Genomic DNA, 24,246 nt, shown 5'->3' with positions numbered 1-24,246 from the left:
TCAGAGCCCCGCGTAGTAGACGTAGGAGATGCGGTCGGCGACCGAGTCGGGGACGGCCGTCCGCTCGCCCGCGGACCGCTTGGCGACCTGGTCCAGGGCGTGCGGGTCGACCTCGATCTGGTCGAGGATGACGCGGACGGCGTGCTCGACGGGCAGGAAGCGGGTCGGCAGCACCGAGCAGGTCCGGTAGGCGGCGAACGGGTCCGCCCGGGGGTTGAGCCGCAGCAGCGAGGGCAGTTCGTCCCAGTCGTCGGGGAAGCCGGAGGCGGTGTGCGCCTGGGGCACGAGGACGGCCTCGCCCTGGTTGCGCAGCAGGCCGAGCCGGGCGAGCTGCCACACCGCGGCGAGGAACGGGCAGGACCAGGTGCGCTGCCCGTCCGCGTCGTCGCTCCACAGCTCGACGTCCACGAAGACGGAGTGCCGGCGGGCGGCGGTCTCCCGGGGCGGCTGCCAGGCGGCGGCGCGTTTCATCGCCTGCGGGGCGCGGGCGACGGGGCTGCGTTCGCCGTTGGCCAGCCAGCCGGTCTGTGCGGCGGGCGGCCGCATGCCGTAGCTGCCGGGCGGCGGCGATTCGACGATGCGGCCGGCCACCGCCTCGGCGACGGGCACCTTGCCGGTGACGGCGCAGCCGGACTCGCGGGCGAGGTAGTCGACGGTCAGCCCGGCCCGCTCGGCCTCCGCCAGGAGCATCGGGACGACCTCGGCGGGGGTGGAGAAGCGTGTGAAGTAGTCGTCGATGAGGAAGCAGGTGCTGATCCGGGCGCGCTTGCCGCCGATGCGGGCGCCGGCGGCGGCTCGGGCGGCGTCCACCCAGGGGCGGACCTGGGTGAAGTGTTCGCGCAGCCGCTCGGGACCGGCCTCGAAGTCCTCCATGTAGAGGTGGCCCAGTTCCAGGGAGAGATGGGCCAGCGGCACCGCTTCGGTGCGCGGCTCGGCGGCGGTCTCACGGAACCCGGTCTCCGTCACGGCCGCCCCCAGTAGGTGTCGTCGGTCAGCCGCCGCGCGATCTCCTCCAGCGCCTCCAGGGTCTCCTTGTTGGCGATCTGGGTGGAGAGCACGTCCTCCTCGGTGATCAGCTGCTCGCGCCACTGGAGTATGGGCTCCAGCGGCACGATGCCGAGGACGACGCTGTCGCCGATGCGGTGCTCGGCGGCGAGCCGGCGCAGCGCCTCGTCGCAGGCCTGCATCCAGGCGGCCTGCGCGGGTGAGCCCTGGGACCACAGCGGTGACTCGGGGTCGGGCACGGCGGCCCGCACGAAGCGGATGGCGGCGCGCAGCGCCTCCTCGTCGTGACCGCGTTCGACGCCGCCGCGGATGATGCCGTGCTCGGCGTGGACCAGTCCGGAGGCGGCGATCACGTGCTGGCGGGTCCAGCGGTGGAAGACGAGCCAGCGGAAGGGCACGAACTGCATCCGGGGGTGGGCGGTCGCCGCGAGGACCATGTCGACGGCGTAGCTGCGGCCGGCGCTGAGGTCCACGACGGTCAGGTCGAACTCGGCGTTGAGGCGCAGCAGCAGGTCGACGCAGCGGTCGAGGGCGTCCTCGCCGGTGGCGAACTCGCCGCCGCCCGCGTCGCCGGGGAACAGGACGAGCCGCCCGGACTGGTTGGGGCGGGAGCGCAGCAGGGGGTGCTCGGTCTGCCGCCAGACGTCGATCCGGGCCGGTTCGGCGGTCTCGCCCTCCAGGTAGGAGTGAAGGCCGCGTTCCTCGGTGCCGCGCATGGCTCCGGGCACGTCGAAGACGGCCGCGGCCGTGGGCGAGCCGAAGTCGAAGTCCACGTAGGCGACGTGGTCGCCGGTGAGGGCGCGCTGGTAGGCCAGGTTGGCGCTGGTCACCGAGCGGCCGGTGCCTCCCTTGTCGGAGGCGGCGAAGACGAGCACGCTCACACCTCCTGTGCGGCGGCGCCCCTGGCCTGGGCCAGGGTGTCGAGTTCCTGGAGGACGGGGAGGGCGAGGGCGAACGCGGTGGCGGGCCGGTCGTCGACCAGGCTGCGGGCGTGGTCGAGGCGGCTCTCGATGCTCCGCATCGCCCTGGCTCTGGCTCCGTCGCTCGCGGCGGACGCCTCCAGCTGTTCCTTGCCGAACAGGTGGGTGGCCTCGCTGAGCAGTTCCCGGGCCAGTTCGGCCAGTTCGGGGCTGCGGATGGGCTGCTGCTCGTAGAGGTTGCGGGCGGCGACGAGGCATTCGGTGACGCGCTCGGTGATGCTCCAGGACATGCGCAGTTCGGCGTCGTGCGCGTCGGGGTAGACGGCCCGGACGTTGTCCCAGAGTCCGGCACCGTCGTCGTCCTCTATCCGCCGGTTCCACAGGTGTTCGAAGGTCTGCTCGGCGAGGCGGAGCAGCCGGTCCTGGGCGCCGATGTTCCGGGAGAGCTCGGCGAGCTGGACGATCCGCTTGAGGAGCTGGGCGGAGAAGTCGGTCATGCGCCACAGCAGGAGGCTGCCGGAGCGCTCGGATCCGGCGAGCGGCATGGTGACGCCGGGGTTGTGCAGCCGGATGGTGGGGTCGTCCCGGGTCATCCGGCTGGAGACGCGGCCGCGGTCGGCGAGGCGCTCCATGATGGCGACGGTGCGGGTGAGGTCGTCGTCGGTGGCCTTCCGGCGGACCAGGTCGTGCACGAGGATGGCGGCCACGGTGAGGGAGAAGTACTCGGACTCCAGCCTGAGGCCGGTGGTCTGCCAGGGCAGGTCCTCCAGCGGCCAGCGTTCGGAGCCGAAGCGGGCGATGGCGGACCAGTACTGCTGGCTGAGTTCCCAGCGCAGGCGCAGGGCCTCGGCGAGTTTCTGCTGGTCGGCGTCGAGCAGACCCAGGGTGAGGGTGCGCTCGGAGAAGAGGTCCTGGATGCCGTCGAGGGCGACGACGGTGAAGTACACGTAGGGCAGCCGGTCGGCGATGCCGTCGGGCTGGCCGGGCACCTGGACGTCCAGGTCGGTGACCTTGGGTGCGTCCTGGACGATGCCCCAGGCCCAGCCGCACTCGAAGAGCTGGCTCTCGTCCCGGATGCCCTCGTCGAACTGGATGCCGCGGGTGAGGCTCTCGATGATGGTGGCGCGCAGCGGGCGTAACCTCCGCGAGAACTGCTGGAGGGCGATCCGGTCGGACTGCTTGCCCTGGCCGATGACCTGGATCAGCCGGCGGCCCTGTTCGGACTCGGCGTCGAAGACGTTGACCGTGAAGGAGCGCAGCAGGCTGATCATGGCGGAGGTCAGCCGGGCGTTGGTGGCCTCGCGCAGTTCGGCGATCGCCCTGAGGACCTCGGGGCGGGTGGTGGTGGTCTCGTAGACCTTGAGGTAGCCGAGGGTGGCGAGGCAGAGCGTGACGGACATGGAGTAGGAGTCCACCACGCCCAGTTGGCTCTGCTCGTGGGTGATCTGGCCCTGCGGGTCGGCCGGTCTGAAGTAGTGCCCGCCGGCGAAGGTGGGGCTGTCGTCCGGGCCGGTGTGGGTGCGCATGAACTGGGCGAGGGCCGTGATCAGGTTGGCGGGGATCTCCAGCCGGGTGCCGAGCCGCTCCAGGGCGCGCAGCACGTCCCGTTCGGTGGTGTCGGGGCGGTCCAGGCGGAAGGCGGGGACCTCGGTCGCCGGATACAGCAGGCAGAGCAGCCGCTCGGCGTCCGCGACGCTGCTGAGCCCGTCGGTGGGCCCCTGGACCAGCTTCCCGTCGTCGAACGAGTGGCGGGCCATGGCCTGCCAGATGTCCAGCAGGTGCTGGCGTGGCTTGATCTGCATCCCCGTACCCCTCGTACAGATCTCGTTGCCCTGGGTCTGAGCGCCCGTTCTGACAGGCGCTCAGACATGGTCCCCGTTCTCAGGGGGCGGCAATCTCCGCGTTCCGCTGCCCCAGGGCGAGGAGAATTCCCTCGTGTCCCGGCCGCACCACGTGGTGCAGGTCGTGGATCTCCAGTTCCTTGCAGAAGGGGGTCAGGCTCTCCCTGGCCCGCTCCTCGTTCACCCGGTAGGCCGGGTACTGGTGTTCCCCCACCCGGTAGCCGACCGACTCCTTCATGAACGCGGCGGCGAAGGGGGCTCCCTCGTTCAGCGCGTTCATGAAGCACCGCACGCCCCGCTGGAACTCCTCGGGGCACTCGGACATGGAGTCGGCGACGAAGAACATCGTGCCGAGCTCCCAACGGCGTTGCCCGTCGAGGTCGAAGAGGTTGCCGCGCTCCACCCGGACGATCTCGCTGAACCGGGCCCTGGGCTCCAGGTCACGGTAGGCCGGGGCCTGCCGGAGCTCCTCCCAGAAGGCGTCCCAGGCGGTGTCGTACCCCTGGTCGGAGGCCTGGCGCTCCAGGTACTCGACGTTCGGGCCGGCGTACTCGAGCAGGAGGACCTTCTCGCACCAGGGCAGCATGGACAGGGCGGGGTAGAGGTTCGCACCGGCGCCGACGTCGACACCCCGGACCGAGTCCGGTACGGCCCCGGCGAAGCAGCGGCTGAAGTGGTCGCGCATCAGGCGCACGATCAGCCGGTCGACGTCGAGCGGGGTCCGGTAATTGTTGTCGACGTACACCTCGGGATCGAACTTCGACCAAGGCGCGTCGGCATTGCGATCCATAGTCACCCTGCCGCGTTCCGTTCGCTTGTGGACAGGACCGCGCACGCGCGCGGGTCCCGTGGACGCCGACCGGTGAAGAGGCGTCTCCTTGTTCGCAAGATAGGACGTCACGGCACATCCGGACAGCCGGGAACCCGCCAGTCCGCAACCCCCGGGCGCACGTCGGGCGCACCGTTGCACACCCTAACTCTCCCTTGCACAGCGGGAGTTGAGCGCTCACTGTAGCCAGAAGGAGCACCGGCCGCCAGCGGGAGACCTCATTCCATCGAGTGTGGCACCGGTGCCCCTCGAGTTGACGTCCGCACATCCTGACTGGGGGTGGCATGACCGCCGAACCGCTGGAGCGCGCCCTGGACCACGAGCACCTCACGCAGCCGAGGCCGTTCCCGGACGCCCTGCCCCCAGTTCTGCGGACGGCGCGGGAGTCCGACCTGCCCGAACTGCGGCGGCTCGACGAGGAGGTCTTCCAGGAGGTCGCCTATCCGGGCTTCCTGCTGCGCCAGCTCTTCGACATGTACGCGGAGCACTTCCTGGTCCTGGACGAGGGCGGGGGCCGGCTGCGCGGCTATGTGCTGGCCGCCACGACGACGCCCGCGCTCGGCCGGGACAGCTGGATCCTCGGCCTGTGCGTGACCCGGGACCGCCGGCGGCACGGGTTCGGCCGGGAACTGATGACGGAGGTGCTGGCGCGGCTGCGCCGGGACGGCATCGAGCGGGTCCGGCTGACGGTGGAGCCCGCCAACGACGCCGCGATCCTGCTCTACCACTCCCTCGGCTTCGTCCCCGAGGGACCCGAGGCGGGGCTGCGCCGGGACTACTTCGGGCCCGGCATGGACCGCCAGGTGCTGTGCCTGGACCTCACCGGGGGCCGCTGAGCGGCGTCAGGAGGGGGTGCCCGCCGACTCCAGCAGCCGGGTCACGTCGTCGGAGCGGATGGTCAGCGCCGCTCCGGCGGTCGCCAGGGCGTCGCGCTCGGCGGGGGTGTAGGGGCCGTCGGCGAGGGCGATGCGGGCGCCCTGGAGCAGGATCGCCTCGCGGCCGACGGCGGCGAGGTGCGGGGCCAGCGGGTCCAGCGCCTCGTGCAGCTCTATGGCCAGCCCCGGCACGCACGGCTCGTCGCGCACCCGGCCGGTGTCGGCCTCGAGCGCCTCGACCAGCGCGGCGAGCTGCTCCTCGGTGCAGTCCTCGAAGCCGGCCGCGCGCACCGCGACGACCGCCGCCTCCAGGGCCGTACGGGAGCCGGTGCCGCCCGCGACGAGCACCGCGAGGGCGACGGTGTGGACGGCGTCGCGGAGCATCGCGGAGAAGCGGGTGGTGGTCGGGTGGTCGAGGACGTCGGTGCCGTAGTGGCGGCGGCAGGCGGCGCACTCCACGGTCGGCGCGGACTCGCCGCGCGGCAGCACGGGGACGCCGAGCAGGGTGAAGCGGCGGCGGCCGGTGAGGCGCTGGTAGTTGCGGTCGCCCCCGCAGCCGGGGCAGAAGAACTCGCCGTCTCCGACGGGCGTCCAGGCGGTGCGCGTGCCCACGATGCGCGGCAGCCGGGCAGCTCGGTCGTCTCGTCCCCGTCCAGGCAGCACGTCGCACCTCCGTAACCGCGCGGCAGCATCGCCGCGCTGGCGTGATGTTAGCCACATCACCGACGCGGAGTCAGTACCCGGGACGAGACCTTTCCGTGACCTCGGGGTGGAGATGGCCGGTATACGACGGGGCCCCGCCCGCCGATTTCCGGCGAGCGGGGCCTCGAACCACCGATTCGGCTGGTCAGCGAGCCGCCCGGTTGACGGCGGAGACGACCGCCTTCAGCGAGGCGCGCGTCGTGTTCGCGTCGATTCCGATGCCCCACAGCACCTTGTCGCCGATGGCGCACTCGATGTACGAGGCGGCCTGCGCGGAGGCGCCCTCGCTCATCGTGTGCTCCTGGTAGTCCAGCAGCCGTACGTCGATGCCGACGCCCTGCAGCGCGTGGAAGAACGCCGAGATCGGGCCGTTGCCGGTGCCGACCAGGGTGGTCTCCCGGCCGTCGACCGTCGCCTCGACGGTGAGGGTGTCGACGCCGTCGCGGTCGGTCGTGGTCTGGCCGTTCCTGACCTGGATGCGGCCCCAGGGGTTGTCCGGGTTGGGCAGGTACTCGTCCTGGAAGACGTCCCAGATCGCGGTCGGCGTGATCTCGCCGCCCTCGGCGTCCGTCTTGGCCTGGATGAGCTTCGAGAACTCGATCTGCATCCGGCGCGGCAGGTCCAGGCTGTGGTCGTTCTTCAGGACGTAGGCGATGCCGCCCTTGCCGGACTGCGAGTTGACGCGGATGACGGCCTCGTAGGAGCGGCCGACGTCCTTGGGGTCGATCGGCAGGTACGGGACCGCCCACTCGATGTCGTCGACGGTGACGCCCTTGGCGGCCGCGTCGGCCTCCATGGCGTCGAAGCCCTTCTTGATGGCGTCCTGGTGGGAGCCGGAGAAGGACGTGTAGACCAGGTCGCCCACGTACGGGTGGCGCGGGTGGACCTCCATCTGGTTGCAGTACTCCCACGTGCGACGGATCTCGTCGATGCCGGAGAAGTCGATCTGCGGGTCGACGCCCTGGGAGAACAGGTTCATGCCCAGGGTCACCAGGTCGACGTTGCCGGTGCGCTCGCCCTGGCCGAACAGGCAGCCCTCGACGCGGTCGGCGCCGGCCATGACCGCCAGCTCGGCCGCCGCGACCGCCGTGCCGCGGTCGTTGTGCGGGTGGGCGGACAGGCAGACGTACTCGCGGCGGGACAGGTTGCGGTGCATCCACTCGAAGCGGTCCGCGTGCGTGGACGGCGTCGAACGCTCCACCGTGGCGGGCAGGTTGAGGATGATCTCGCGGCCGGGGCCGGGCTGGTAGGTGTCCATCACCGCCTCGCAGACCTCCAGGGCGAAGTCCAGCTCGGTGTCGGTGAAGATCTCGGGGCTGTACTGGTAGCCGAACTCGGTCTCGGGGCCCAGCAGCTTCTCGGCGTACTCCATGACCAGGCGGGTGCCGTCGACCGCGATCTGCTTGATGTCGTCCCTGGAGCCGCGGAAGACGACCCGGCGGAAGACCGGGGCGGTCGCGTTGTACAGGTGGACGGTGGCGCGCCTGGCGCCCTTCAGGGACTCCACCGTGCGCTCGATCAGGTCCTCACGGGCCTGGGTCAGTACGGAGATGGTGACGTCGTCCGGGATGGCGTCCGGGTCCTCGATGATCGACCGTACGAAGTCGTAGTCGGTCTGGCCGGAGGCCGGGAAGCCGACCTCGATCTCCTTGTAGCCCATCTTGACCAGCAGATCGAACATCGCGCGCTTGCGGGCGGGCGACATGGGGTCGATCAGTGCCTGGTTGCCGTCGCGCAGGTCGGTGGAGAGCCAGCGGGGGGCGGCGGTGATCCGCCGGTTCGGCCAGGTGCGGTCGGAGATGTCGACCTGCTCGTAGCCTCGGTACTTGGCGGTCGGCATGGGGCTGGGCTGCTGGCGGTTGGCCATGATCGCGTGGGCTCCTCGTGATGTCCGCGGTGTCCGCGTGTCCGGAAGGACGGCCGACGCGCAACACCAAGCACCGCGGGGAGGGAGTCGGCCTCTACAGGCCCTCGCCGCGGCAGCTAAGGAGAAGCAGCCCGAAACGCATGATGCCCAGCACCCTAGCCGAGCCACGCCGGTCACGCGGGCCCGTATCAGTATGCGGGACCACGGAGGGAACCGGGACAAAAAGTGCCGTATACCACTTCCGGCTGGTCGGCGGGGCCTGTTGACGTCGCTTTCCACCGATCATGGTTGCGGGTGGTGACAGGACGGTCACACAGTGCGAGGGTTCCGTGCATGACGACCAACGGGGGCTTCGAGCCCGTCTTCTGCACCATCGTGCCGCCCCACGTCCTCGACAAGCTGGCCCGCAACGCGGACCCCGTGCTGGCCGGGCCCGCCCGCCGGACCATCCAGCGCGACGCCGCCGAGCGCACCCGCCGCGGTCTGACCACCGTCCTCGGCGCCCCCGCCGTGGCCCCGCGCGCCGGCGCCGAGGCCGGCAAGCCCCACCGCACGATCTACGACGCCCGGCACGGCACCGACCTGCCCGGCCGGAAGGTGCGCGGCGAGGGCGACGAGCCCGGCCAGGACGCCACCGTCAACCGCGCCTACGCGGGGCTCGGCGCCACCTTCGAGCTGTTCCTGAAGGCGTACCGGCGGGACTCGATCGACGGCGCCGGGCTGCCGCTGGACGCGACCGTGCACTACGACCGCGAGTACAACAACGCGTTCTGGGACGGCGAGCAGATGGTCTTCGGCGACGGTGACGGTGAGATCTTCCTCGACTTCACCATCCCCGTGGACGTGATCGGCCACGAGCTGGCCCACGGCGTCACCCAGCACACCGCCAACCTGACGTACTACGGCCAGCCCGGCGCGCTGAACGAGTCGGTGTCGGACGTCTTCGGCTCCCTCATCAAGCAGTACTCGCTCGGCCAGAGCGCCGCCGAGGCCGACTGGCTGATCGGCGCCGGGCTGCTCGCCCCGCGCGTGACGGGCGAGGCGCTGCGCTCGATGAAGGCGCCGGGCACGGCGTACGACGACGACGTCCTCGGCAAGGACCCGCAGCCCGCCACGATGGACGACTACGTGCGCACCGGCCGCGACAACGGCGGCGTGCACATCAACTCCGGCATCCCCAACCACGCCTTCTACCTCGTCGCCACGGAGCTGGGCGGCAACGCCTGGGAGCGGGCCGGTCAGGTCTGGTACGACGTGCTGACCGGGGGCGAGCTGGCCGAGGACGCGTCGTTCGCGGACTTCGCGACGCTGACGGTGGCGGCGGCCCGGGAGCGCTACGGCGACGGGGACGAGCTGGAGGCGGTGCGCAAGGGCTGGGAACAGGTCGGGGTGCGCACGCTGTAGTTCCGTACTAGACACGGTCCCATGCGGATTCAGGTGAGGCGCACAGGAGGCTTCGCGGGCATCGAACGCCACGCGGAGATCGAGACCACGGGACGGCCCGACGCGGACGAGTGGCACGCCCTGGCCGAGCGGGCGGTCGCCGACGGCCGGGGCACACCGCCCGTCGGGGTGCCGGACGGCTTCAGCTACCAGATCACCGTGGACGGGAAGACCGTCTACGCGACCGATCCCCGGCTGACGGACGAGCAGCGCAGGCTGATCTCGCGGGTGCTGAAGGAGGGCGCGTAACACCGCCCGTGCGCAAGGGCGTTGACTTCCGTTACCGGGGGTACGGATGATCCGCGCATGGCGACTGACGCGATGCCGCGGTTCCCGGACGGTTTCCTGTGGGGCGTGTCCACGTCCGCGCACCAGATCGAGGGCGCGGCCGGGCTGCGGGAGCCGTCCGTGTGGGACGTCTTCACGGCCGGGCCCGGGCGGATCGGGGACGGCTCGACGGCGGCGGTGGCCTGCGACCACTACCACCGCTACCGCGAGGACGTGGCGCTCCTCGCCGGCCTGGGCGTGGACGCGTACCGGTTCTCGGTCTCCTGGCCCCGGGTGAACTCCCCCGGCGGCCTGGACTTCTACGACCGTCTGGTCGACGAGGTGTGCGCGGCGGGCGTCCGCCCGGTGCCGACCCTCTTCCACTGGGACCTCCCGGCGGACCTGGACTGGCTGGAACGGGACACGGCGTCCCGGTTCGCGGAGTACGTCTCGGCCGTCGCGGAGCGGCTGGGTGACCGCGTCGGCACCTGGCTGACGCTGAACGAGCCCGCCGAGCACACTCTGCTGGGCCATGCCCTGGGCGTCCACGCCCCCGGCCGGAAGCTGCTGTTCGACGCCCTGCCGGTGGCCCACCACCAGCTCCTCGCGCACGGGCTCGCGGTCCGTGCGCTGCGCGCGGCCGGCGCCCGGGACGTCGGCATCGCCAACTCGCACGGGCCGGTGTGGCCCGCCTCGGACGAGCCGGCCGACCGGGAGGCGGCGGACTTCTACGACGTCCTGCTGAACCGCCTGTTCGCCGACCCGCTGCTGCTCGGCCGGTATCCGGGGGGCATCGGCGAGCTGATGCCGGGCTCCGCCGGACGGCTCGACGCCGACCTGGAGGTGATCGCCGAGCCGCTGGACCGGTACGGCGTGAACTACTACGCGCCGGCCCGGGTGGGCGCCCCGCAGGACGCCGAGAGCGGGACCGGCGGGGTGCGCGTCCCGGCCGGGCTGCCCTTCTCGCTGCGCGAGATCGAGGGCCGGCCGCTGACGGACTTCGGCTGGCCCGTGGTGCCCGAGGGGCTGACGGAGCTGCTCACGGGCCTGCGCGAGCGCTACGGCGACCGGCTGCCGCCCGTGACGATCACGGAGAACGGCTGCTCCTACGAGGGCCTCGACGACCAGGACCGCATCGCCTTCCTCGACGCCCACGTCCGCGCCCTGCACCGGGCGCTGGAGGCGGGCGTGGACGTGCGCGGCTACTTCGTGTGGTCGCTGCTGGACAACTTCGAGTGGGCGCAGGGGTACGCGCGCCGCTTCGGGCTGGTGCACGTCGACTTCACCACGCAGGCGCGGACGCCCAAGGCCTCCTACCGCTGGTACCGGGAGCTGCTGCGCGTCCAGCGGTGAACGTCCCCGGTACGCCGGGCACCGGTCGGATAAAAGCTCTGGGTGCTGTCGGCGGGGAGTCGTACGCTGGAGACAGCAGACACACCCGTCACGCGGCGCACGCCGCAGAGGAGGACGTGCAGGCCTCGAGCGCCGGCCCATGACTCAGACACCCTCAGCTCACACCCCCGCGCAGGGGCAGGCGAGAGCACAGTTCACCGTCCCCGCCCAGCACCCCATGGTGACCGTTCTGGGTTCCGGCGACTCCCTCCTGCGCGTGATCGAGACGGCCTTCCCGGCGGCCGACATCCACGTCCGGGGAAACGAGATCAGCGCGGTCGGCGACGCCCATGAGGTCGCCCTGATCCAGCGCGTGTTCGACGAGATGATGCTGGTGCTGCGCACGGGGCAGCCGATGACGGAGGACGCAGTGGAACGCTCGATCGCCATGCTCAAGGCGAGCGAGAACGGGGAGAGCGACGGCCAGGAGACCCCGGCCGAGGTGCTCACGCAGAACATCCTGTCCTCGCGCGGCCGTACGATCCGCCCCAAGACGCTGAACCAGAAGCGGTACGTGGACGCGATCGACAAGCACACGATCGTCTTCGGCATCGGCCCCGCGGGCACCGGCAAGACGTATCTGGCGATGGCGAAGGCGGTGCAGGCCCTGCAGTCCAAGCAGGTCAACCGCATCATCCTGACCCGTCCCGCGGTCGAGGCCGGCGAGCGGCTCGGCTTCCTGCCGGGCACGCTCTACGAGAAGATCGACCCGTATCTGCGCCCGCTGTACGACGCGCTGCACGACATGCTCGACCCGGATTCCATTCCGCGGTTGATGGCGGCGGGGACCATCGAGGTGGCACCGCTGGCGTATATGCGCGGCCGGACCCTGAACGACGCCTTCATCATCCTGGACGAGGCCCAGAACACCAGCCCCGAGCAGATGAAGATGTTCCTCACCCGCCTCGGCTTCGACTCGAAGATCGTGATCACGGGTGACGTGACGCAGGTCGACCTGCCCGGCGGCACCAAGTCGGGTCTGCGGCAGGTGCAGGAGATCCTGGAGGGCGTCGAGGACGTCCACTTCTCCCGGCTGACGTCCCACGACGTCGTCCGGCACAAGCTGGTGGGCCGTATCGTCGACGCGTACGAGCAGTACGACAGCAGGAACGGCACCGAGAACGGCGGCCACAACGGCGGCCGGACACCGAGACACGGTGCCAAGGCCAAGGGGAAGTAGACCAGCACGACCATGTCGATCGACGTCAACAACGAGTCCGGAACCGAGGTCGACGAGCAGGCGATCCTCGACATCGCCCGCTACGCGCTCGCGCGGATGCGCATCCACCCGCTCTCCGAGCTCTCGGTGATCGTCGTGGACGCCGACGCCATGGAGCAGCTGCACATCCAGTGGATGGACCTGCCCGGTCCGACGGACGTCATGTCCTTCCCGATGGACGAGCTGCGTCCGCCGTCGAAGGACGAGGACGAGCCGCCGCAGGGCCTGCTCGGCGACATCGTGCTCTGCCCTGAGGTCGCCGAGAAGCAGGGCGCCGAGGCCGAGACGCGGCACTCCATGGACGAGGAGCTCCAGCTGCTCACCGTCCACGGGGTGCTGCACCTGCTCGGCTACGACCACGAGGAGCCCGACGAGAAGGCCGAGATGTTCGGTCTGCAGGCCGCCATCGTGGACGGCTGGCGTGCGGAGAAGGGCCTGACCGGCCCGTCCCCGGCCCCGACCGTCTCATGAGCCTCCCGCTCGTCGCCGGTGCCGTCGCCCTGGTCGTCGTCGCCTGGCTCGCCGCGTGCGCGGAGGCGGGCCTGGCGCGGGTGTCCAGCTTCCGCGCCGAGGAGGCGGTGCGCTCGGGGCGGCGCGGCAGCGCCCGGCTGGCCAAGGTCGCCGCCGACCCGACGCGCTATCTCAACGTGGCGCTGCTGGTCCGCGTCGCCTGCGAGATGGCCGCGGCCGCGCTGGTCACGTACGCCTGCCTGAGGCAGTTCGACGGCACCGGCGAGGCGCTGGTGGTCGCCATCGCGGTGATGGTGCTGGTGTCGTATGTGGCCGTCGGGGTGTCCCCGCGCACCATCGGGCGTCAGCATCCGGTGAACACGGCGACGGCGGCGGCGTACGTGCTGGTGCCGCTGGACCGGGTCATGGGCCCGATCCCGTCGCTGCTCATCCTCCTCGGCAACGCGCTCACCCCTGGCAAGGGCTTCCGCCGGGGCCCCTTCGCCTCCGAGGCGGAGCTGCGGGCGCTGGTGGACCTCGCCGAGAAGGAGTCGCTGATCGAGGCCGAGGAGCGCCGCATGGTGCACTCGGTGTTCGAGCTGGGCGACACGCTGGTGCGGGAGGTCATGGTGCCGCGCACCGACCTCGTCGTCATCGAGCGGTACAAGACCATCCGCCAGGCCCTCACCCTCGCGCTGCGCTCCGGTTTCTCCCGGATACCGGTGACCGGGGACAGCGAGGACGACATCGTCGGGATCGTGTACCTGAAGGACCTGGTGCGCAAGACGCACATCAGCCGGGACGCGGAGAGCGACCTGGTGTCGACGGCGATGCGTCCGGCGTTCTTCGTGCCCGACACCAAGAACGCCGGTGACCTGCTGCGCGAGATGCAGAAGGAGCACAATCACGTCGCCGTCGTCATCGACGAGTACGGCGGCACGGCCGGCATCGTCACCATCGAGGACGTCCTCGAGGAGATCGTCGGCGAGATCACCGACGAGTACGACCGTGAGCTGCCGCCGGTGGAGGAGCTGGGCGAGGACCGCTTCCGGGTCACCTCGCGCCTGGACATCGGGGACCTCGGCGAGCTGTACGGGCTGGAGGAGTTCGACGACGAGGACGTGGAGACCGTCGGCGGGCTGCTGGCGAAGGCGCTCGGCCGGGTGCCGATCGCCGGGGCCACGTCGATCGTCGAACTGCCCGACGGCCGCGAGCTGCGGCTGACGGCGGAGGCCGCCGCGGGCCGCCGGAACAAGATCGTGACGGTGCTGGTGGAGCCGGTGGCCCCGGCGAGATCCGGTGCCGGGGAGGCGGCGGAGTGACCCCTCAGGAGCTGCGCGCGCTGTGCCTGTCCTTCGACGCGGCCGTGGAGGACTTCCCGTTCAACCCGGAGACCTCGGTCTTCAAGGTGCTGGGCAAGATGTTCGCGCTCAGCTCGCTGGACGCGCGCCCGCTCACGGTCAACCTCAAGTGCGACCCGGAGGACGCGATCCGGCTGCGCGCCGGGCACGAGGGCCTGATCGTGCCCGGCTGGCACATGAACAAGCGGCACTGGAACACGGTGACGGTGGCCGGCGGACCGCACGGCGGACTCCCGGACCGCGTGGTCCGGGAGCTGGTCGAGGACTCGTACGACCTGGTCGTCGCAGGTCTACCGCGCGCCGACCGGCTCCGCCTCGACCGTCCCTGAGCGGCGGGTCCGCAGTCCGGCCGCGATCAGGGCGGCCGCCGCGAGCACGATCACCGCGTCCAGGATCAGCACCGTGTGCACGCCGGAGCGCAGGTCGGAGGCGGTGGTGGCCAGCACGCCGAGCAGCGGGATGCCGACGGTGAGGCCGACCTGCTGCGTGGAGGTGACCAGGCCGGTCGCCAGACCCTGCTCCTCGTCGGGGACGCCGGAGGTCACGGTCAGGCCGTAGGAGATGATCGCGCCCAGGTGGCACATGCTGGCCAGCGAGACGGCGGCCGTGGCCAGGAACACCGACCCGTCGCCCTCTCCCAGCCCCAGCAGGGCCAGCCCGAGGACGCCCTGCCCGGCGAGCGCGCCGACCAGGGTGCGGCGGGCGCCGAAGCGGCCGATGACGCGGGGCGCGTAGGTCCCGGCGGCCACCGACAGCACGCCCTGCACGCCGAAGACCAGGCCCGTCCGGAAGGCGGAGAGGTGCAGGACCTCCTGGAGGTACAGGGTGAGCACGAAGACCACCGTGGTCATCATCGAGAAGGTCACCAGACCGCCCAGGTTGCCCCAGGCCACCGTGCGGCGGCGCAGCATCGGCAGGGAGACCAGCGGCGCGGCGGAGCGGGACTCGATGACCGCGAAGGCGGTCAGGAGCAGCAGGCCCGCGACGAGGGCGACGAGGACGTCGGTGCGGCCGAAGCCGTGTTCGGCGGCCGTCGTCAGGGCGTAGATCAGGGCGAGCAGGCCGCCGGTGACGGTGACCGCGCCGGGCACGTCGAGACGCGGGCGCTCGGGGGTGCGGGACTCGGGCAGCAGGCGGGGCGCGAGGGGCAGCACGATCAGGGCGAACAGGGCCAGCAGGCCCATGGTGGAGCGCCAGCTCAGCAGGTCGGTCAGGACGCCGCCGGCCACCATGCCGACGGTGAAGCCGAGCGAGAGCAGGGTGCCGGAGATACCGAGGGCGCGGTCCCGGGCCGGGCCCTCCGGGAAGGTCGTCGTCAGCAGGGACATGCCGGTCGGCACGATGGCGGCCGCGCCGAGGCCCTGGAGGGCGCGTCCGGCGAGGAAGGAGGCCGGGTCCCAGGCGAGGGTGGCCAGCAGGGAGGCGGCGCCGAAGAGGGCGAGGCCGGCGAGGAAGAGCCGGCGGCGGCCGTAGAGGTCGCCCATGCGGCCGAAGAGCAGCAGGAAACCGCCCGACGGCAGCGCGAAGGCCGTGACCGCCCACTGGAGGGCGGACTGGCTCATGCCGAGGTCCGCGCCGAGGACGGGAAGGGCGACGTTCAGGACGGAGAAGTCGAGCGCGACCATGAACTGGGCGGCGCAGAGCACGAACAGGACGAGCCGGTCGCGGGCCGAGAGCCGGGGAGCGGCCGGCGTGCCGGCGGGCGCCGGCGGGGCGGAGGTGGAGGTGGAGGTGTCGATCGCCATGGACATGAGCCTGCGGGCGCCGGAATGATCGTGGGGAGCGGGCAGTTGTCCTGGTGGTGGCACCACCAGCCGGAGATCAGGGGGATCGGCACGTGACGGACACCGGACTGAAGTCCCACCGGCGGCGCGAACTGCGGGAGTTCCTGATGAGCCGCCGCGCCCGGGTGACGCCGGCCGAGGCGGGGCTGCCGGGCGGCGGAGGGCGGCGCCGCACACCGGGGCTGCGCCGTGAGGAGGTCGCCGTGCTCGCCGGGGTGGGCGCCTCCTGGTACCAGTGGCTGGAGCAGGGCCGGGACATCTCCGTCTCCCCGCAGGTGCTGGACGCGGTCGCCCGGGTGCTGCGGCTGAGCGACGCCGAGCGTCGGCATCTGTACCTGCTGGCCGGGCTCAACCCGCCCGCGCCCGAGCTGGAGCCCGCCGAGCGCGACATGTGCGACGGGCTGCGGCGGCTGATCGACACGTGGATGCCGTATCCGGCACACATCATGGACCGGTACTACAACTGCGTGATGTACAACGACGCGGCGGCGCTCGTGCTGGGCATGCGGCCGGACATCACGCAGAACTGTCTGATCGACTTCTTCACCGACCCGCTGTACCGGAGCCGTTCGCGCAGCTGGGAGCGGAACGCCCGGACGGTGGTCGCCCAGTTCCGCGCGGCGTGCTCGGCCGACCCCGACGACGAGGGCTTCCAGGCGGTGCTGGCGCAGGCGCGGGAGGGGAGCACGGACTTCGTCCGGCTGTGGGAGGAACGGGACATCGAGGACGCCGGGCAGATCCGCAAGGAGCTGGAGCATCCTCTGGTCGGGCTGCTGTGCGTGGAGTCGACGGCGTTGAAGGTGCCCGCACGCCCGGACCTGACGATCGTGCTGCACACGCCGCTGGACGAGGCGAACACCGCCGCGAAGCTGGAGTGGCTGGCCTCGCCGCAGGGGCGGCGCGGGGCGATGTACCCGGTGGCGGGATGACCGGCGCGGTGGCTCCGTATGCTCTGACCATGACCGACACCACCGACCTCGGCCCCGAGGACCGCAAGATCGTCACCCTGGCCCGCTCCGCCCGCGCCCGCAACGGCGTCCCCGAGGGCGCGGCCGTGCGCGACGAGACCGGCCGTACGTATGTCGCCGGGACCGTCGCCCTGGACTCCCTGAAGCTCAGCGCCCTGCGGACGGCGGTGGCGATGGCGGTGGCGTCCGGTGCGACGTCGCTGGAGGCGGCGGCCGTGGTGACCGAGGCGGGATCGGCGTCGGCGGAGGACCTGGCGGCGGTCCGCGACCTGGGCGGGGCGGGGACGCCGGTGCTGGTCGCGGCGCCCGACGGGACGGTCCGGGAGACGGTGCAGGCGGGCTGAGTCCGTCCGCCCCGCCGGCCCCTGTCCGGTGGTGGTGCGGCGGGGCTCCGGCGATCAGGGACAATGGGCGCCATGAGCGTTCGTACCCAGTCATCCGAAAAGCCGGCCGGGGCTGTCCACCGGGCCGGCTTCGCCTGCTTCGTGGGCCGCCCCAACGCGGGCAAGTCCACCCTCACGAACGCTCTGGTCGGGCAGAAGGTGGCGATCACCTCGAACCGGCCGCAGACCACCCGGCACACGGTGCGGGGCATCGTGCACCGTCCGGAGGCGCAGCTGATCCTGGTGGACACCCCGGGTCTGCACAAGCCGCGCACGCTGCTGGGCGAGCGGCTGAACGACGTGGTGCGCACGACGTGGGCCGAGGTGGACGTCATCGGCTTCTGCCTGCCGGCGAACGAGAAGCTCGGTCCGGGCGACCGCTTCATCGCCAAGGAGCTGGCGGGGATCAAGAAGACCCCGAAGGTCGCGATCGTCACGAAGACGGACCTGGTCGACGGCAAGACGCTGGCCGAGCAGCTCATCGCGGTCGACCGGCTGGGCGAGGAGCTGGGCATCACCTGGGCGGAGATCGTCCCGGTGTCGGCCACCGCGAACCAGCAGGTGGACCTCCTCGGCGATCTGCTGATCCCGCTGCTGCCGGAGGGCCCCGCGCTCTATCCGGAGGGCGACCTCACGGACGAGCCGGAGCAGGTCATGGTGGCCGAGCTGATCCGCGAGGCCGCGCTGGAGGGCGTGCGCGACGAGCTGCCGCACTCCATCGCCGTGGTGGTGGAGGAGATGCTCCCGCGCGAGGACCGCCCCGCCGACAAGCCGCTGCTGGACATCCACGCCAACGTCTTCATCGAACGCCCCAGCCAGAAGGGCATCATCATCGGCCCCAAGGGCAAGCGCCTGAAGGACGTCGGCATCAAGTCCCGCAAGCAGATCGAGGCCCTGCTGGGGACTCCTGTCTTCCTGGACCTGCACGTGAAGGTCGCCAAGGACTGGCAGCGCGACCCGAAGCAGCTGCGGCGGCTCGGGTTCTGAGCATGCCCTGGGGCCGGGTCAGGTCGGGCGGCGGAAGCCGATGGTGGGGACCGCTCGGCGCAGGGGCCAGGGTCTGACCGGCTCGTCCGGGACCAGGTCCGCCAGGAACGCGTACCGTCGCAGGGCCGCGGGGTCCTGCTCCTCGACCGACTGGACCTTGCGCCACCAGGTCGCGATCTCGGACCAGCCCGGCGCCGACAGGGAGCCGCCGAACTCCTGGACGGAGAGGGCGGCGGTCAGGCCGGCGAAGGCGAGGCGGTCGGCGAGCGGCCAGCCGGCCAGGGTGCCGGTGACGAACCCGGCGACGAAGACGTCCCCGGCGCCGGTCGGGTCCAGGGCCTCCACGGCGATGGCCGGGACCTCGGCGCTCTCCCCCGTGCGCCGGTCCACCGCGTAGGCGCCCTCCGCGCCGAGGGTGACCACCGCGAGCGGTACGTGCTCGGTCAGGGCGTGTGCGGCGGCGCGCGGGCAGCCGGCGCCCGTGTAGCGCATGGCCTCCTCCGCGTTCGGCAGGAACGCCTCGCAGTGCGCGAGGTCGGCCAGCCCGGCCAGGTCCCACGCGCCGGTGTCGTCCCAGCCGACGTCGGCGAAGATGCGGGTGCCCCGCGCGGCGGCCTGCGCGATCCACGGGGCGCGGACGCCGGGCGTGAGGGAGGCGACGGCGGCCCGGGCGCGCGGCGGGCAGTCGGGCGAGGGCTCCTCCGGCGGCGGCTCGTGGCCGTGGGAGACCATGGTGCGCTCCCCCTCGTACGCCATGGAGACCGTGACCGGCGAGTGCCAGCCGGGGACGGTGCGCGAGGGGGTCAGGTCGATGCCCTCGCCCCGGGCGAGCGCGTCCCAGCAGTAGTCGCCGTAGTGGTCGTCGCCGAAGGCCGCCGCCAGCGAGGTGCGCAGGCCCAGGCGGGCCAGCGCGGTCGCCATGTTGGCCACGCCGCCCGGGCTCGACCCCATTCCGCGTGCCCAGGACTCGGTCCCGCGCACCGGGGCGGAGTCGAGCCCGGTGAAGATGACGTCGAGGAAGACGGTGCCGGTGAGATACACGTCCCAGGGCGGGTCCTGCGGGGTGCGCAGGGCGGCCAGGGGGTCGACCTGGGGGTGCCGGTACGATCCCTCGTCCTGCTGCGGGTGGCGGTGTGTTCTCTCGTCGGCGGACACGGCGGTCATGACGGTCCCGTCGGACGCCGCGGACACGGTGGACGCTGTCACGGTGCGCTCCCTGGCATGGTGCGGATCAGGCCAGTGTGCACCACGCCGCCGGCCTGCCGGTGGCGTTCGCGCCCCTGGGTGTCAGGCCGCCGCGGGTCCCGGGCGGGCGCTGCGGGCGGCGCCGGGGGCCGTCTCGGGTGACGTGGCGGCCGGCGTCCTCGCGGTCCTGCCGCGGACCCGGTCGTTGCGTCCGCCGCCCCGCACCAGCAGCACACTGAGCGCGGCCAGGAAGCCGACGACGGTGAGCCCGACCAGGCCGCCCTTGGTGGAACCGGTCGTGTCCTCGATGATCCCGAAGGCGGTGGGGGCGACGAATCCGCCGAGGTTGCCGATGGAGTTGATCAGCGCGATGCCGGGGGCGGCGGCCCGGGCGTCGAGATAGCTCTGCGGGATGGTCCAGAAGACCGGGGAGGCCGGTTTGAAGCCCATCGCGGCCACGCACAGCGCGCCCAGCCCGGCCCAGGGCGAGACGAACACGGCCAGCAGGGTGCCGCAGCCGCCGAGGAGGAGCAGCGTGACCAGGACGGGCCGGCGCTTGCCGATGCGGTCGGAGATCCGCCCGCTGACGTACAGGGCGCCGATCGCGCACAGCCACGGCACGGACGTCAGCAGCCCCACCTGGAAGTCGCTCAGCCCGCCGATGTCGTCCACGATCGACGGCAGCCAGAACGTCACCGCGTACAGGGCGACGTTGACGGCGAAGTAGATCCACAGGAAGAGCAGCATCTGCGGGTCGGCGAGGAGTTTCCAGCGGGAGACCTTCGCCGACTTCGCGCCGCGCCGCGCGTCCCGCTCGTCCTGTTCGGCGTCGATGACCGCGATCAGGCCGGTCTTCTCGTCGTCGGTCAGCCAGGTCGCCTGTTCGACCCCGGAGTCCAGGAAGCGGTAGACGACGAAGCCGAGGACGACGGAGAAGACGCCCTCCACGAAGAACATCCACTGCCAGCCGGAGTGGCCCCAGATGCCGTGCATCTCCAGGAGCGCGCCGGAGACGGGGCCGACGACGACCGTCGCCGTGCCGGAACCCATCAGGAAGACCGAGGTGGCGCGGCCCCGGTGGGAGTCGGGCAGCCAGCGGCTGAAGTAGTAGATGACGGCCGGGAAGAACCCGGCCTCGGCGACGCCGAGCAGGAAGCGCAGGGCGTAGAACATCTCCACGCTGTCGACGAAGGCCATCGCGGTGGCGACGACACCCCAGCTGATCATGATGCGGGTGAGCCAGACCTTCGGGCCGAACCGCTCCATGAGGATGTTGGAGGGGACCTCGAAGAGGGCGTACGCGATGAAGAAGATGCCGGCGCCGAGGCCGAACGCGGCGCCCGACAGGCCCACGTCGGCCCGCAGTTCGTCCTGGGCGAAGCCCAGGTTGACGCGGTCCATGTAGTTCGCCACGAACATGACGAAGAAGAGGGGGACCACGCGGCGGAAGATCTTGTGGACGGCGGACTGTACGGCGGGGGGATGCACCTCTGGTGTTGCTGCGGACACGAGCGGCTCCGGTCGTGGCAGGGAAGGGGGGAAGGGAGCGGATCACCAGCGGGGGACGGACGGGGTGACCCACTGCGGGTCGGCGACCCGCATCGCCGCCGCGTCGTCGCGGTCGCGGAGGGTGCCGTCGTCGTCGAGCCAGCGGCGGTGCAGGAACGCCAGCTTGTCGCGGTCGAGTTCGACCCCGAGGCCGGGCGCGTCGGAGACGCTGACCTTGCCGCCGTCGAAGGTGAGCCGCTCGGTGAGCACGTCCTCGGACTGCCAGGGGTAGTGGGAGTCGCAGGCGTGGTGGAGGTTGGGGACGGTGGCCGCCACGTGGGTCATGGCGGCGAGGCTGATGCCCAGGTGGGTGTTGGAGTGCATGGAGACGCCGACGCCGAAGGTGCGGCAGACGGCGGCGAGTTGCTGGGTGTTGCGCAGCCCGCCCCAGTAGTGGTGGTCGGAGAGCACGACCTGCACGGCGCCCTTGGTGAACGCCTCCTGGATCTCGGCGAACGTCGTCACGCACATGTTGGTCGCGAGCGGCACCCCGGTCCGCGCGGCGACCTCGGCCATGGCCGGGGTGCCGAGCGCGGGGTCCTCCAGGTACTCCAGGACGTCCCCGAGCTCCGCGGCGACCTTCAGCGAGGTCTCCACGGACCAGGCGCCGTTGGGGTCGAGGCGCAGGGGGTGGCCGGGGAAGGCCTCGGCGAGCGCCCGGATCGCGGCGATCTCCTCCTCGGGCGGGAAGACTCCGCCCTTGAGCTTGAAGGAGGTGAAGCCGTACCGCTCGGTGAAGGCGCGGGCCTGGGCGACGACGCCCGCCGGGTCGAGGGCGGCGCCCCAGTCGTCCTGCTCGCAGGCCACGCCCTCGGGGTGGCCTGCCCACTTGTAGAACAGGTACGCGCTGTATTCCACGGCGTCGCGGACCTTGCCGCCCAGCAGCGCGTGCACGGGCAGGCCGAGCGCCTTGCCGAGGGCGTCGAGGCAGGCGACCTCGAAGCCGGAGACGACGGACAGGCGGAGCTTGTCGGCGGTCTGGACGCCGCGCAGACCGCCGACGTCGACCTGGCCGGAGACCCGGGAGGAGTCGACGGCGACCTCGTCGGCCGTCGTGAACAGGCCGTTGAGGTCGCTGACCCGGCGCCCCTTCAGCTTGTCGGCGAAGGGGCGGGCCAGCTCCAGGTACTTGGCGTCGCCGTAGGTCTCGCCGACGCCGGTGATCCCGTCGGCGGTCTCCACCTCGACGATCAGGCGGGGGGTGTAGGGCTGGTGGACGCCCTGGGTGTTGAGCAGGGGCGGGTCGGCGACGAGGATCGGCGTCAGGCGGACGTCGGTGACGGTGAGGTTCACAGGGCGGCTCCTACGAGGGCGAGTCCGGCGGTGAGCAGGGTCGTGAGTGCGGCCAGGTCGGCGGCCGACGGGTCGGTGAGCGGGGCGCGCACGGGGCCGACCGGGCAGCCGCGCAGCCGGGCCGCGGCCTTCACCAGGGACACGGCGTATCCGGGGACGCGGTCGCGCAGTTCGACCAGGGGGACGTAGAAGTCCCGCAGCAGCTTGTCGACGGTGCCGCCGTCGCCGGCGCGCAGGGCGGCGAGGAAGGCGTTCGCGATCTCGGGGGCGAAGGCGTGCACGGCCGAGGAGTAGGCGGGGACGCCGACGGCCGCGTAGGCGCGGGCCTGGACCTCGGCGGTGGCGGCGCCGTTGAAGAACAGGAAGTCCTCGGGGGCGGCGAGCACCATGCGCTGGAGGCGGTCGAGGTCGCCGTGGCCGTCCTTGAGGCCGACGACACCGGGGATGCGGGCGATGCGCCGGACCGACTCGGCGGAGTAGGTGACCTGGCCGCGCTGGTAGGCGATCAGCGGGAGCCGGGTGCCGGCGGCGATCCGCTCCAGCTGGGCGACGAGGCCCTCCTGCGGGGCGGCGGTGAGGTAGTGCGGCATGACGAGGAGTGCGTCGGCGCCGGCGTCCTCGGCGATGCGGGCGAACCGGAGGGCCTGCGCCCAGCCGTATCCGGCGCCGGCGACGACGGGCACCCGGCCGGCCGTCTCCTCGACCGCGATGGTGACGACCCGCCGGTACTCGTCCTCGTCGAGGGAGAAGAACTCGCCGGTGCCGCAGGCGGGGAAGACGGCGCCGGGCCCGGCGGCGACGCGTTCGGCGACGTAGGCCCGGTAGCCGTCGGGGTCGAGGGAGCCGTCGTCGCGGAAGCTGGTCAGGGGGAAGGACAGCACCCTGTCCGCCATCCCCTCGCGCAGTCGCCGCACCACGTCCGTCGCGGGGTCGGTGCCGGTGTCGGAACCCACGCTCACCATCGTGTCTCCGTATGTAGATGACGTCTATGTATGGAGATGGAGATTAGAGAGGTGGACGCCGGGCGTCAATGGGGCGGCGGCGTCCGCTTACGATCGGCACATGTCGGAGACAGGGGGCGCGGCAGGCGGCGTCCGCGAGGTGAAGTCGGCGGCGCGCACGGTCGAGCTGCTGGAGGTGCTGGCCGCGCGCGGGGACCGCCCGGCCCGGCTCCAGGAGCTGGCGGACGAGCTGGGCGTGCCGCGCAGTTCGATGTACGCGCTGCTCCAGACCCTGATCTCGCGCGGCTGGGTGCGCACCGACGTCACGGGATCGCTGTACGGCATCGGCATCCACGCCCTGCTCGCCGGCACCAGCTACCTCGACTCCGATCCCCGCGTGCGGGCGGTGCGGCCGTATCTCGACGAGGCGTCCGAGGCGCTGGGCGAGACCCTTCACCTGGGGCGGCTCGACGGGCACGACGTGGCCTATCTGGCGACGCGGGAGTCGCACGAGTACCTGCGCACCATCAGCAGGGTGGGACGCCGGCTGCCCGCCCACGCGGGCGCCCTCGGCAAGGCGCTGCTGGCCGAGCGGCCGGACGCGGAGCTGCCCGAGGGCCCGTACGAGGCGCTGACGCCGAACACGCACACCGACCGGGAGTCCCTGGCGGCCGACCTCGCCCGGATCCGGGAGCGCGGCTACTCCGTCGACCGTGAGGAGGGGGTGACGGGCATCGTCGGCTTCGGCTTCGCGCTGCGGCACGAGACGCCGGCCCTGGACGCCATCAGCTGCTCGGTGCCGGTGGCCCGTCTGACGCCGGATCACGAGGCGCGGATCGTCGCGGTGATGCGGGAGATCCGGGTGAAGGCGGAAGCGACGATTCCGGCCGGAGGAGGCGCAGTTCACTGGCGGTGACGCGCCCTCCTACCCGACTCCTCGGACCCCAAACGCAACTGTGACCTAGATCACACCTTGTCGCCTGTTT

Annotated in this window: 23 protein-coding genes; 12 read left to right on the top strand and 11 right to left on the bottom strand. The window is 71.9% G+C overall.

Annotated elements, in window-relative coordinates; translation table 11 throughout:
* The 4 genes from AB0E77_RS18410 to AB0E77_RS18395 form a co-directional block, all read right to left on the bottom strand.
* On the bottom strand, positions 1-966 hold the full coding sequence (locus AB0E77_RS18410) for an SCO2522 family protein (RefSeq protein WP_361571583.1): 966 nt from the start codon (positions 964-966) through the stop codon (positions 1-3).
* A complete protein-coding gene (locus tag AB0E77_RS18405; RefSeq protein WP_361571720.1) occupies positions 963-1,880 on the bottom strand; it encodes an SCO2523 family variant P-loop protein in 918 nt (305 codons plus the stop codon). The genes AB0E77_RS18410 and AB0E77_RS18405 overlap by 4 nt, the downstream gene beginning before the upstream one ends.
* A gap of 2 nt (positions 1,881-1,882) precedes the next feature.
* Positions 1,883-3,727, bottom strand: coding sequence for an SCO2524 family protein (locus AB0E77_RS18400; protein WP_361571579.1), 1,845 nt, complete (start codon positions 3,725-3,727; stop codon positions 1,883-1,885).
* 79 nt (positions 3,728-3,806) lie between these two features.
* A complete protein-coding gene (locus tag AB0E77_RS18395; RefSeq protein WP_361571576.1) occupies positions 3,807-4,556 on the bottom strand; it encodes an SCO2525 family SAM-dependent methyltransferase in 750 nt (249 codons plus the stop codon).
* Positions 4,557-4,879: 323 nt separating this feature from the next.
* Here AB0E77_RS18395 and AB0E77_RS18390 point away from each other — a divergent pair, with 323 nt between their 5' ends.
* Entirely contained in the window at positions 4,880-5,431 is a 552-nt protein-coding gene (locus AB0E77_RS18390) for a GNAT family N-acetyltransferase (RefSeq protein ID WP_361571573.1), read from the top strand.
* Between the two features lie 6 nt (positions 5,432-5,437).
* On the opposite strand, the gene AB0E77_RS18385 is transcribed toward AB0E77_RS18390, so the two are convergent.
* Together AB0E77_RS18385 and leuA are read right to left on the bottom strand one after the other, a co-directional pair.
* Positions 5,438-6,133, bottom strand: coding sequence for a TerB family tellurite resistance protein (locus AB0E77_RS18385; RefSeq protein WP_361571569.1), 696 nt, complete (start codon positions 6,131-6,133; stop codon positions 5,438-5,440).
* Between the two features lie 184 nt (positions 6,134-6,317).
* Complete coding sequence (leuA, locus tag AB0E77_RS18380) at positions 6,318-8,039, bottom strand: 2-isopropylmalate synthase (RefSeq protein WP_361571566.1); 1,722 nt, start codon at positions 8,037-8,039, stop codon at positions 6,318-6,320.
* A 333-nt stretch (positions 8,040-8,372) separates the two neighbouring features.
* Between leuA and AB0E77_RS18375 the strand changes: the two genes are divergently transcribed.
* The 7 genes from AB0E77_RS18375 to AB0E77_RS18345 all read left to right on the top strand — a co-directional run bounded on the left by AB0E77_RS18375 (position 8,373) and on the right by AB0E77_RS18345 (position 14,500).
* Positions 8,373-9,443 (top strand): M4 family metallopeptidase, encoded by a 1,071-nt coding sequence (locus AB0E77_RS18375; RefSeq protein WP_361571564.1) that lies wholly within the window; start codon positions 8,373-8,375, stop codon positions 9,441-9,443.
* A gap of 21 nt (positions 9,444-9,464) precedes the next feature.
* Entirely contained in the window at positions 9,465-9,731 is a 267-nt protein-coding gene (locus AB0E77_RS18370) for a protealysin inhibitor emfourin (RefSeq protein ID WP_361571561.1), read from the top strand.
* A 57-nt stretch (positions 9,732-9,788) separates the two neighbouring features.
* A complete protein-coding gene (locus AB0E77_RS18365) occupies positions 9,789-11,102 on the top strand; it encodes a GH1 family beta-glucosidase (protein ID WP_361571558.1) in 1,314 nt (437 codons plus the stop codon).
* Between the two features lie 139 nt (positions 11,103-11,241).
* Positions 11,242-12,321 (top strand): PhoH family protein, encoded by a 1,080-nt coding sequence (locus AB0E77_RS18360; RefSeq protein WP_361571555.1) that lies wholly within the window; start codon positions 11,242-11,244, stop codon positions 12,319-12,321.
* A gap of 12 nt (positions 12,322-12,333) precedes the next feature.
* Positions 12,334-12,831: an rRNA maturation RNase YbeY gene (ybeY, locus tag AB0E77_RS18355; RefSeq protein WP_361571552.1), complete on the top strand. Its 498-nt coding sequence runs from the start codon at positions 12,334-12,336 to the stop codon at positions 12,829-12,831.
* Positions 12,828-14,132, top strand: coding sequence for a hemolysin family protein (locus AB0E77_RS18350; protein WP_361571549.1), 1,305 nt, complete (start codon positions 12,828-12,830; stop codon positions 14,130-14,132). The genes ybeY and AB0E77_RS18350 overlap by 4 nt, the downstream gene beginning before the upstream one ends.
* Complete coding sequence (locus tag AB0E77_RS18345) at positions 14,129-14,500, top strand: MmcQ/YjbR family DNA-binding protein (protein ID WP_361571546.1); 372 nt, start codon at positions 14,129-14,131, stop codon at positions 14,498-14,500. The genes AB0E77_RS18350 and AB0E77_RS18345 overlap by 4 nt, the downstream gene beginning before the upstream one ends.
* Here the strand turns inward: AB0E77_RS18345 and AB0E77_RS18340 are convergent.
* Positions 14,462-15,916, bottom strand: a complete 1,455-nt coding sequence (locus tag AB0E77_RS18340) for an MFS transporter (RefSeq protein ID WP_361571543.1) — start codon at positions 15,914-15,916, stop codon at positions 14,462-14,464. The two genes, AB0E77_RS18345 and AB0E77_RS18340, sit on opposite strands and share 39 nt — an antisense overlap.
* Positions 15,917-16,062: 146 nt before the next feature.
* On the opposite strand from AB0E77_RS18340, the gene AB0E77_RS18335 reads away from it, so the two are divergent.
* The 3 genes from AB0E77_RS18335 to era all read left to right on the top strand — a co-directional run bounded on the left by AB0E77_RS18335 (position 16,063) and on the right by era (position 18,293).
* Positions 16,063-16,884 carry a helix-turn-helix transcriptional regulator gene (locus AB0E77_RS18335; protein ID WP_361571718.1) on the top strand — a complete coding sequence of 274 codons (822 nt, stop codon included), beginning with the start codon at positions 16,063-16,065 and terminating at the stop codon, positions 16,882-16,884.
* Between the two features lie 29 nt (positions 16,885-16,913).
* Positions 16,914-17,267, top strand: a complete 354-nt coding sequence (locus AB0E77_RS18330) for a cytidine deaminase (RefSeq protein WP_361571540.1) — start codon at positions 16,914-16,916, stop codon at positions 17,265-17,267.
* Positions 17,268-17,339: 72 nt separating this feature from the next.
* Positions 17,340-18,293, top strand: coding sequence for a GTPase Era (gene era / locus AB0E77_RS18325; protein ID WP_361571537.1), 954 nt, complete (start codon positions 17,340-17,342; stop codon positions 18,291-18,293).
* Positions 18,294-18,311: 18 nt separating this feature from the next.
* Here era and AB0E77_RS18320 read toward each other — a convergent pair whose 3' ends face one another.
* From AB0E77_RS18320 to AB0E77_RS18305, 4 genes are all read right to left on the bottom strand, one after another.
* On the bottom strand, positions 18,312-19,457 hold the full coding sequence (locus AB0E77_RS18320; RefSeq protein WP_361571715.1) for a PfkB family carbohydrate kinase: 1,146 nt from the start codon (positions 19,455-19,457) through the stop codon (positions 18,312-18,314).
* Between the two features lie 123 nt (positions 19,458-19,580).
* Entirely contained in the window at positions 19,581-20,966 is a 1,386-nt protein-coding gene (locus AB0E77_RS18315; protein ID WP_361571712.1) for an MFS transporter, read from the bottom strand.
* A gap of 63 nt (positions 20,967-21,029) precedes the next feature.
* Positions 21,030-22,319, bottom strand: coding sequence for a glucarate dehydratase family protein (locus tag AB0E77_RS18310; protein WP_361571534.1), 1,290 nt, complete (start codon positions 22,317-22,319; stop codon positions 21,030-21,032).
* A complete protein-coding gene (locus AB0E77_RS18305) occupies positions 22,316-23,212 on the bottom strand; it encodes a 5-dehydro-4-deoxyglucarate dehydratase (RefSeq protein ID WP_361571709.1) in 897 nt (298 codons plus the stop codon). The genes AB0E77_RS18310 and AB0E77_RS18305 overlap by 4 nt, the downstream gene beginning before the upstream one ends.
* A gap of 169 nt (positions 23,213-23,381) precedes the next feature.
* On the opposite strand from AB0E77_RS18305, the gene AB0E77_RS18300 reads away from it, so the two are divergent.
* Positions 23,382-24,176 (top strand): IclR family transcriptional regulator, encoded by a 795-nt coding sequence (locus AB0E77_RS18300; RefSeq protein WP_361571531.1) that lies wholly within the window; start codon positions 23,382-23,384, stop codon positions 24,174-24,176.
* Positions 24,177-24,246: the final 70 nt, after the last annotated feature.

It is taken from the genome of Streptomyces sp. NPDC032940 (assembly GCF_040636935.1).
Taxonomy (GTDB): Bacteria; Actinomycetota; Actinomycetes; order Streptomycetales; family Streptomycetaceae; genus Streptomyces.
This window is presented reverse-complemented; position numbering and strand designations above follow the sequence as displayed.

Bases quoted from the DNA above. Each gene is read 5' to 3' on its own strand.
- era (WP_361571537.1), top strand. From the start codon at position 17,340: ATGAGCGTTCGTACCCAGTCATCCGAAAAGCCGGCCGGGGCTGTCCAC.
- AB0E77_RS18350 (WP_361571549.1), top strand. From the start codon at position 12,828: ATGAGCCTCCCGCTCGTCGCCGGTGCCGTCGCCCTGGTCGTCGTCGCC.
- AB0E77_RS18375 (WP_361571564.1), top strand. From the start codon at position 8,373: ATGACGACCAACGGGGGCTTCGAGCCCGTCTTCTGCACCATCGTGCCG.
- AB0E77_RS18330 (WP_361571540.1), top strand. From the start codon at position 16,914: ATGACCGACACCACCGACCTCGGCCCCGAGGACCGCAAGATCGTCACC.
- AB0E77_RS18360 (WP_361571555.1), top strand. From the start codon at position 11,242: ATGACTCAGACACCCTCAGCTCACACCCCCGCGCAGGGGCAGGCGAGA.
- AB0E77_RS18400 (WP_361571579.1), bottom strand. From the start codon at position 3,727: ATGCAGATCAAGCCACGCCAGCACCTGCTGGACATCTGGCAGGCCATG.
- AB0E77_RS18340 (WP_361571543.1), bottom strand. From the start codon at position 15,916: ATGGCGATCGACACCTCCACCTCCACCTCCGCCCCGCCGGCGCCCGCC.
- AB0E77_RS18320 (WP_361571715.1), bottom strand. From the start codon at position 19,457: ATGACCGCCGTGTCCGCCGACGAGAGAACACACCGCCACCCGCAGCAG.
- AB0E77_RS18370 (WP_361571561.1), top strand. From the start codon at position 9,465: ATGCGGATTCAGGTGAGGCGCACAGGAGGCTTCGCGGGCATCGAACGC.
- ybeY (WP_361571552.1), top strand. From the start codon at position 12,334: ATGTCGATCGACGTCAACAACGAGTCCGGAACCGAGGTCGACGAGCAG.
- AB0E77_RS18390 (WP_361571573.1), top strand. From the start codon at position 4,880: ATGACCGCCGAACCGCTGGAGCGCGCCCTGGACCACGAGCACCTCACG.
- AB0E77_RS18395 (WP_361571576.1), bottom strand. From the start codon at position 4,556: ATGGATCGCAATGCCGACGCGCCTTGGTCGAAGTTCGATCCCGAGGTG.
- AB0E77_RS18335 (WP_361571718.1), top strand. From the start codon at position 16,063: ATGAGCCGCCGCGCCCGGGTGACGCCGGCCGAGGCGGGGCTGCCGGGC.
- AB0E77_RS18365 (WP_361571558.1), top strand. From the start codon at position 9,789: ATGGCGACTGACGCGATGCCGCGGTTCCCGGACGGTTTCCTGTGGGGC.
- leuA (WP_361571566.1), bottom strand. From the start codon at position 8,039: ATGGCCAACCGCCAGCAGCCCAGCCCCATGCCGACCGCCAAGTACCGA.
- AB0E77_RS18305 (WP_361571709.1), bottom strand. From the start codon at position 23,212: ATGGCGGACAGGGTGCTGTCCTTCCCCCTGACCAGCTTCCGCGACGAC.
- AB0E77_RS18300 (WP_361571531.1), top strand. From the start codon at position 23,382: ATGTCGGAGACAGGGGGCGCGGCAGGCGGCGTCCGCGAGGTGAAGTCG.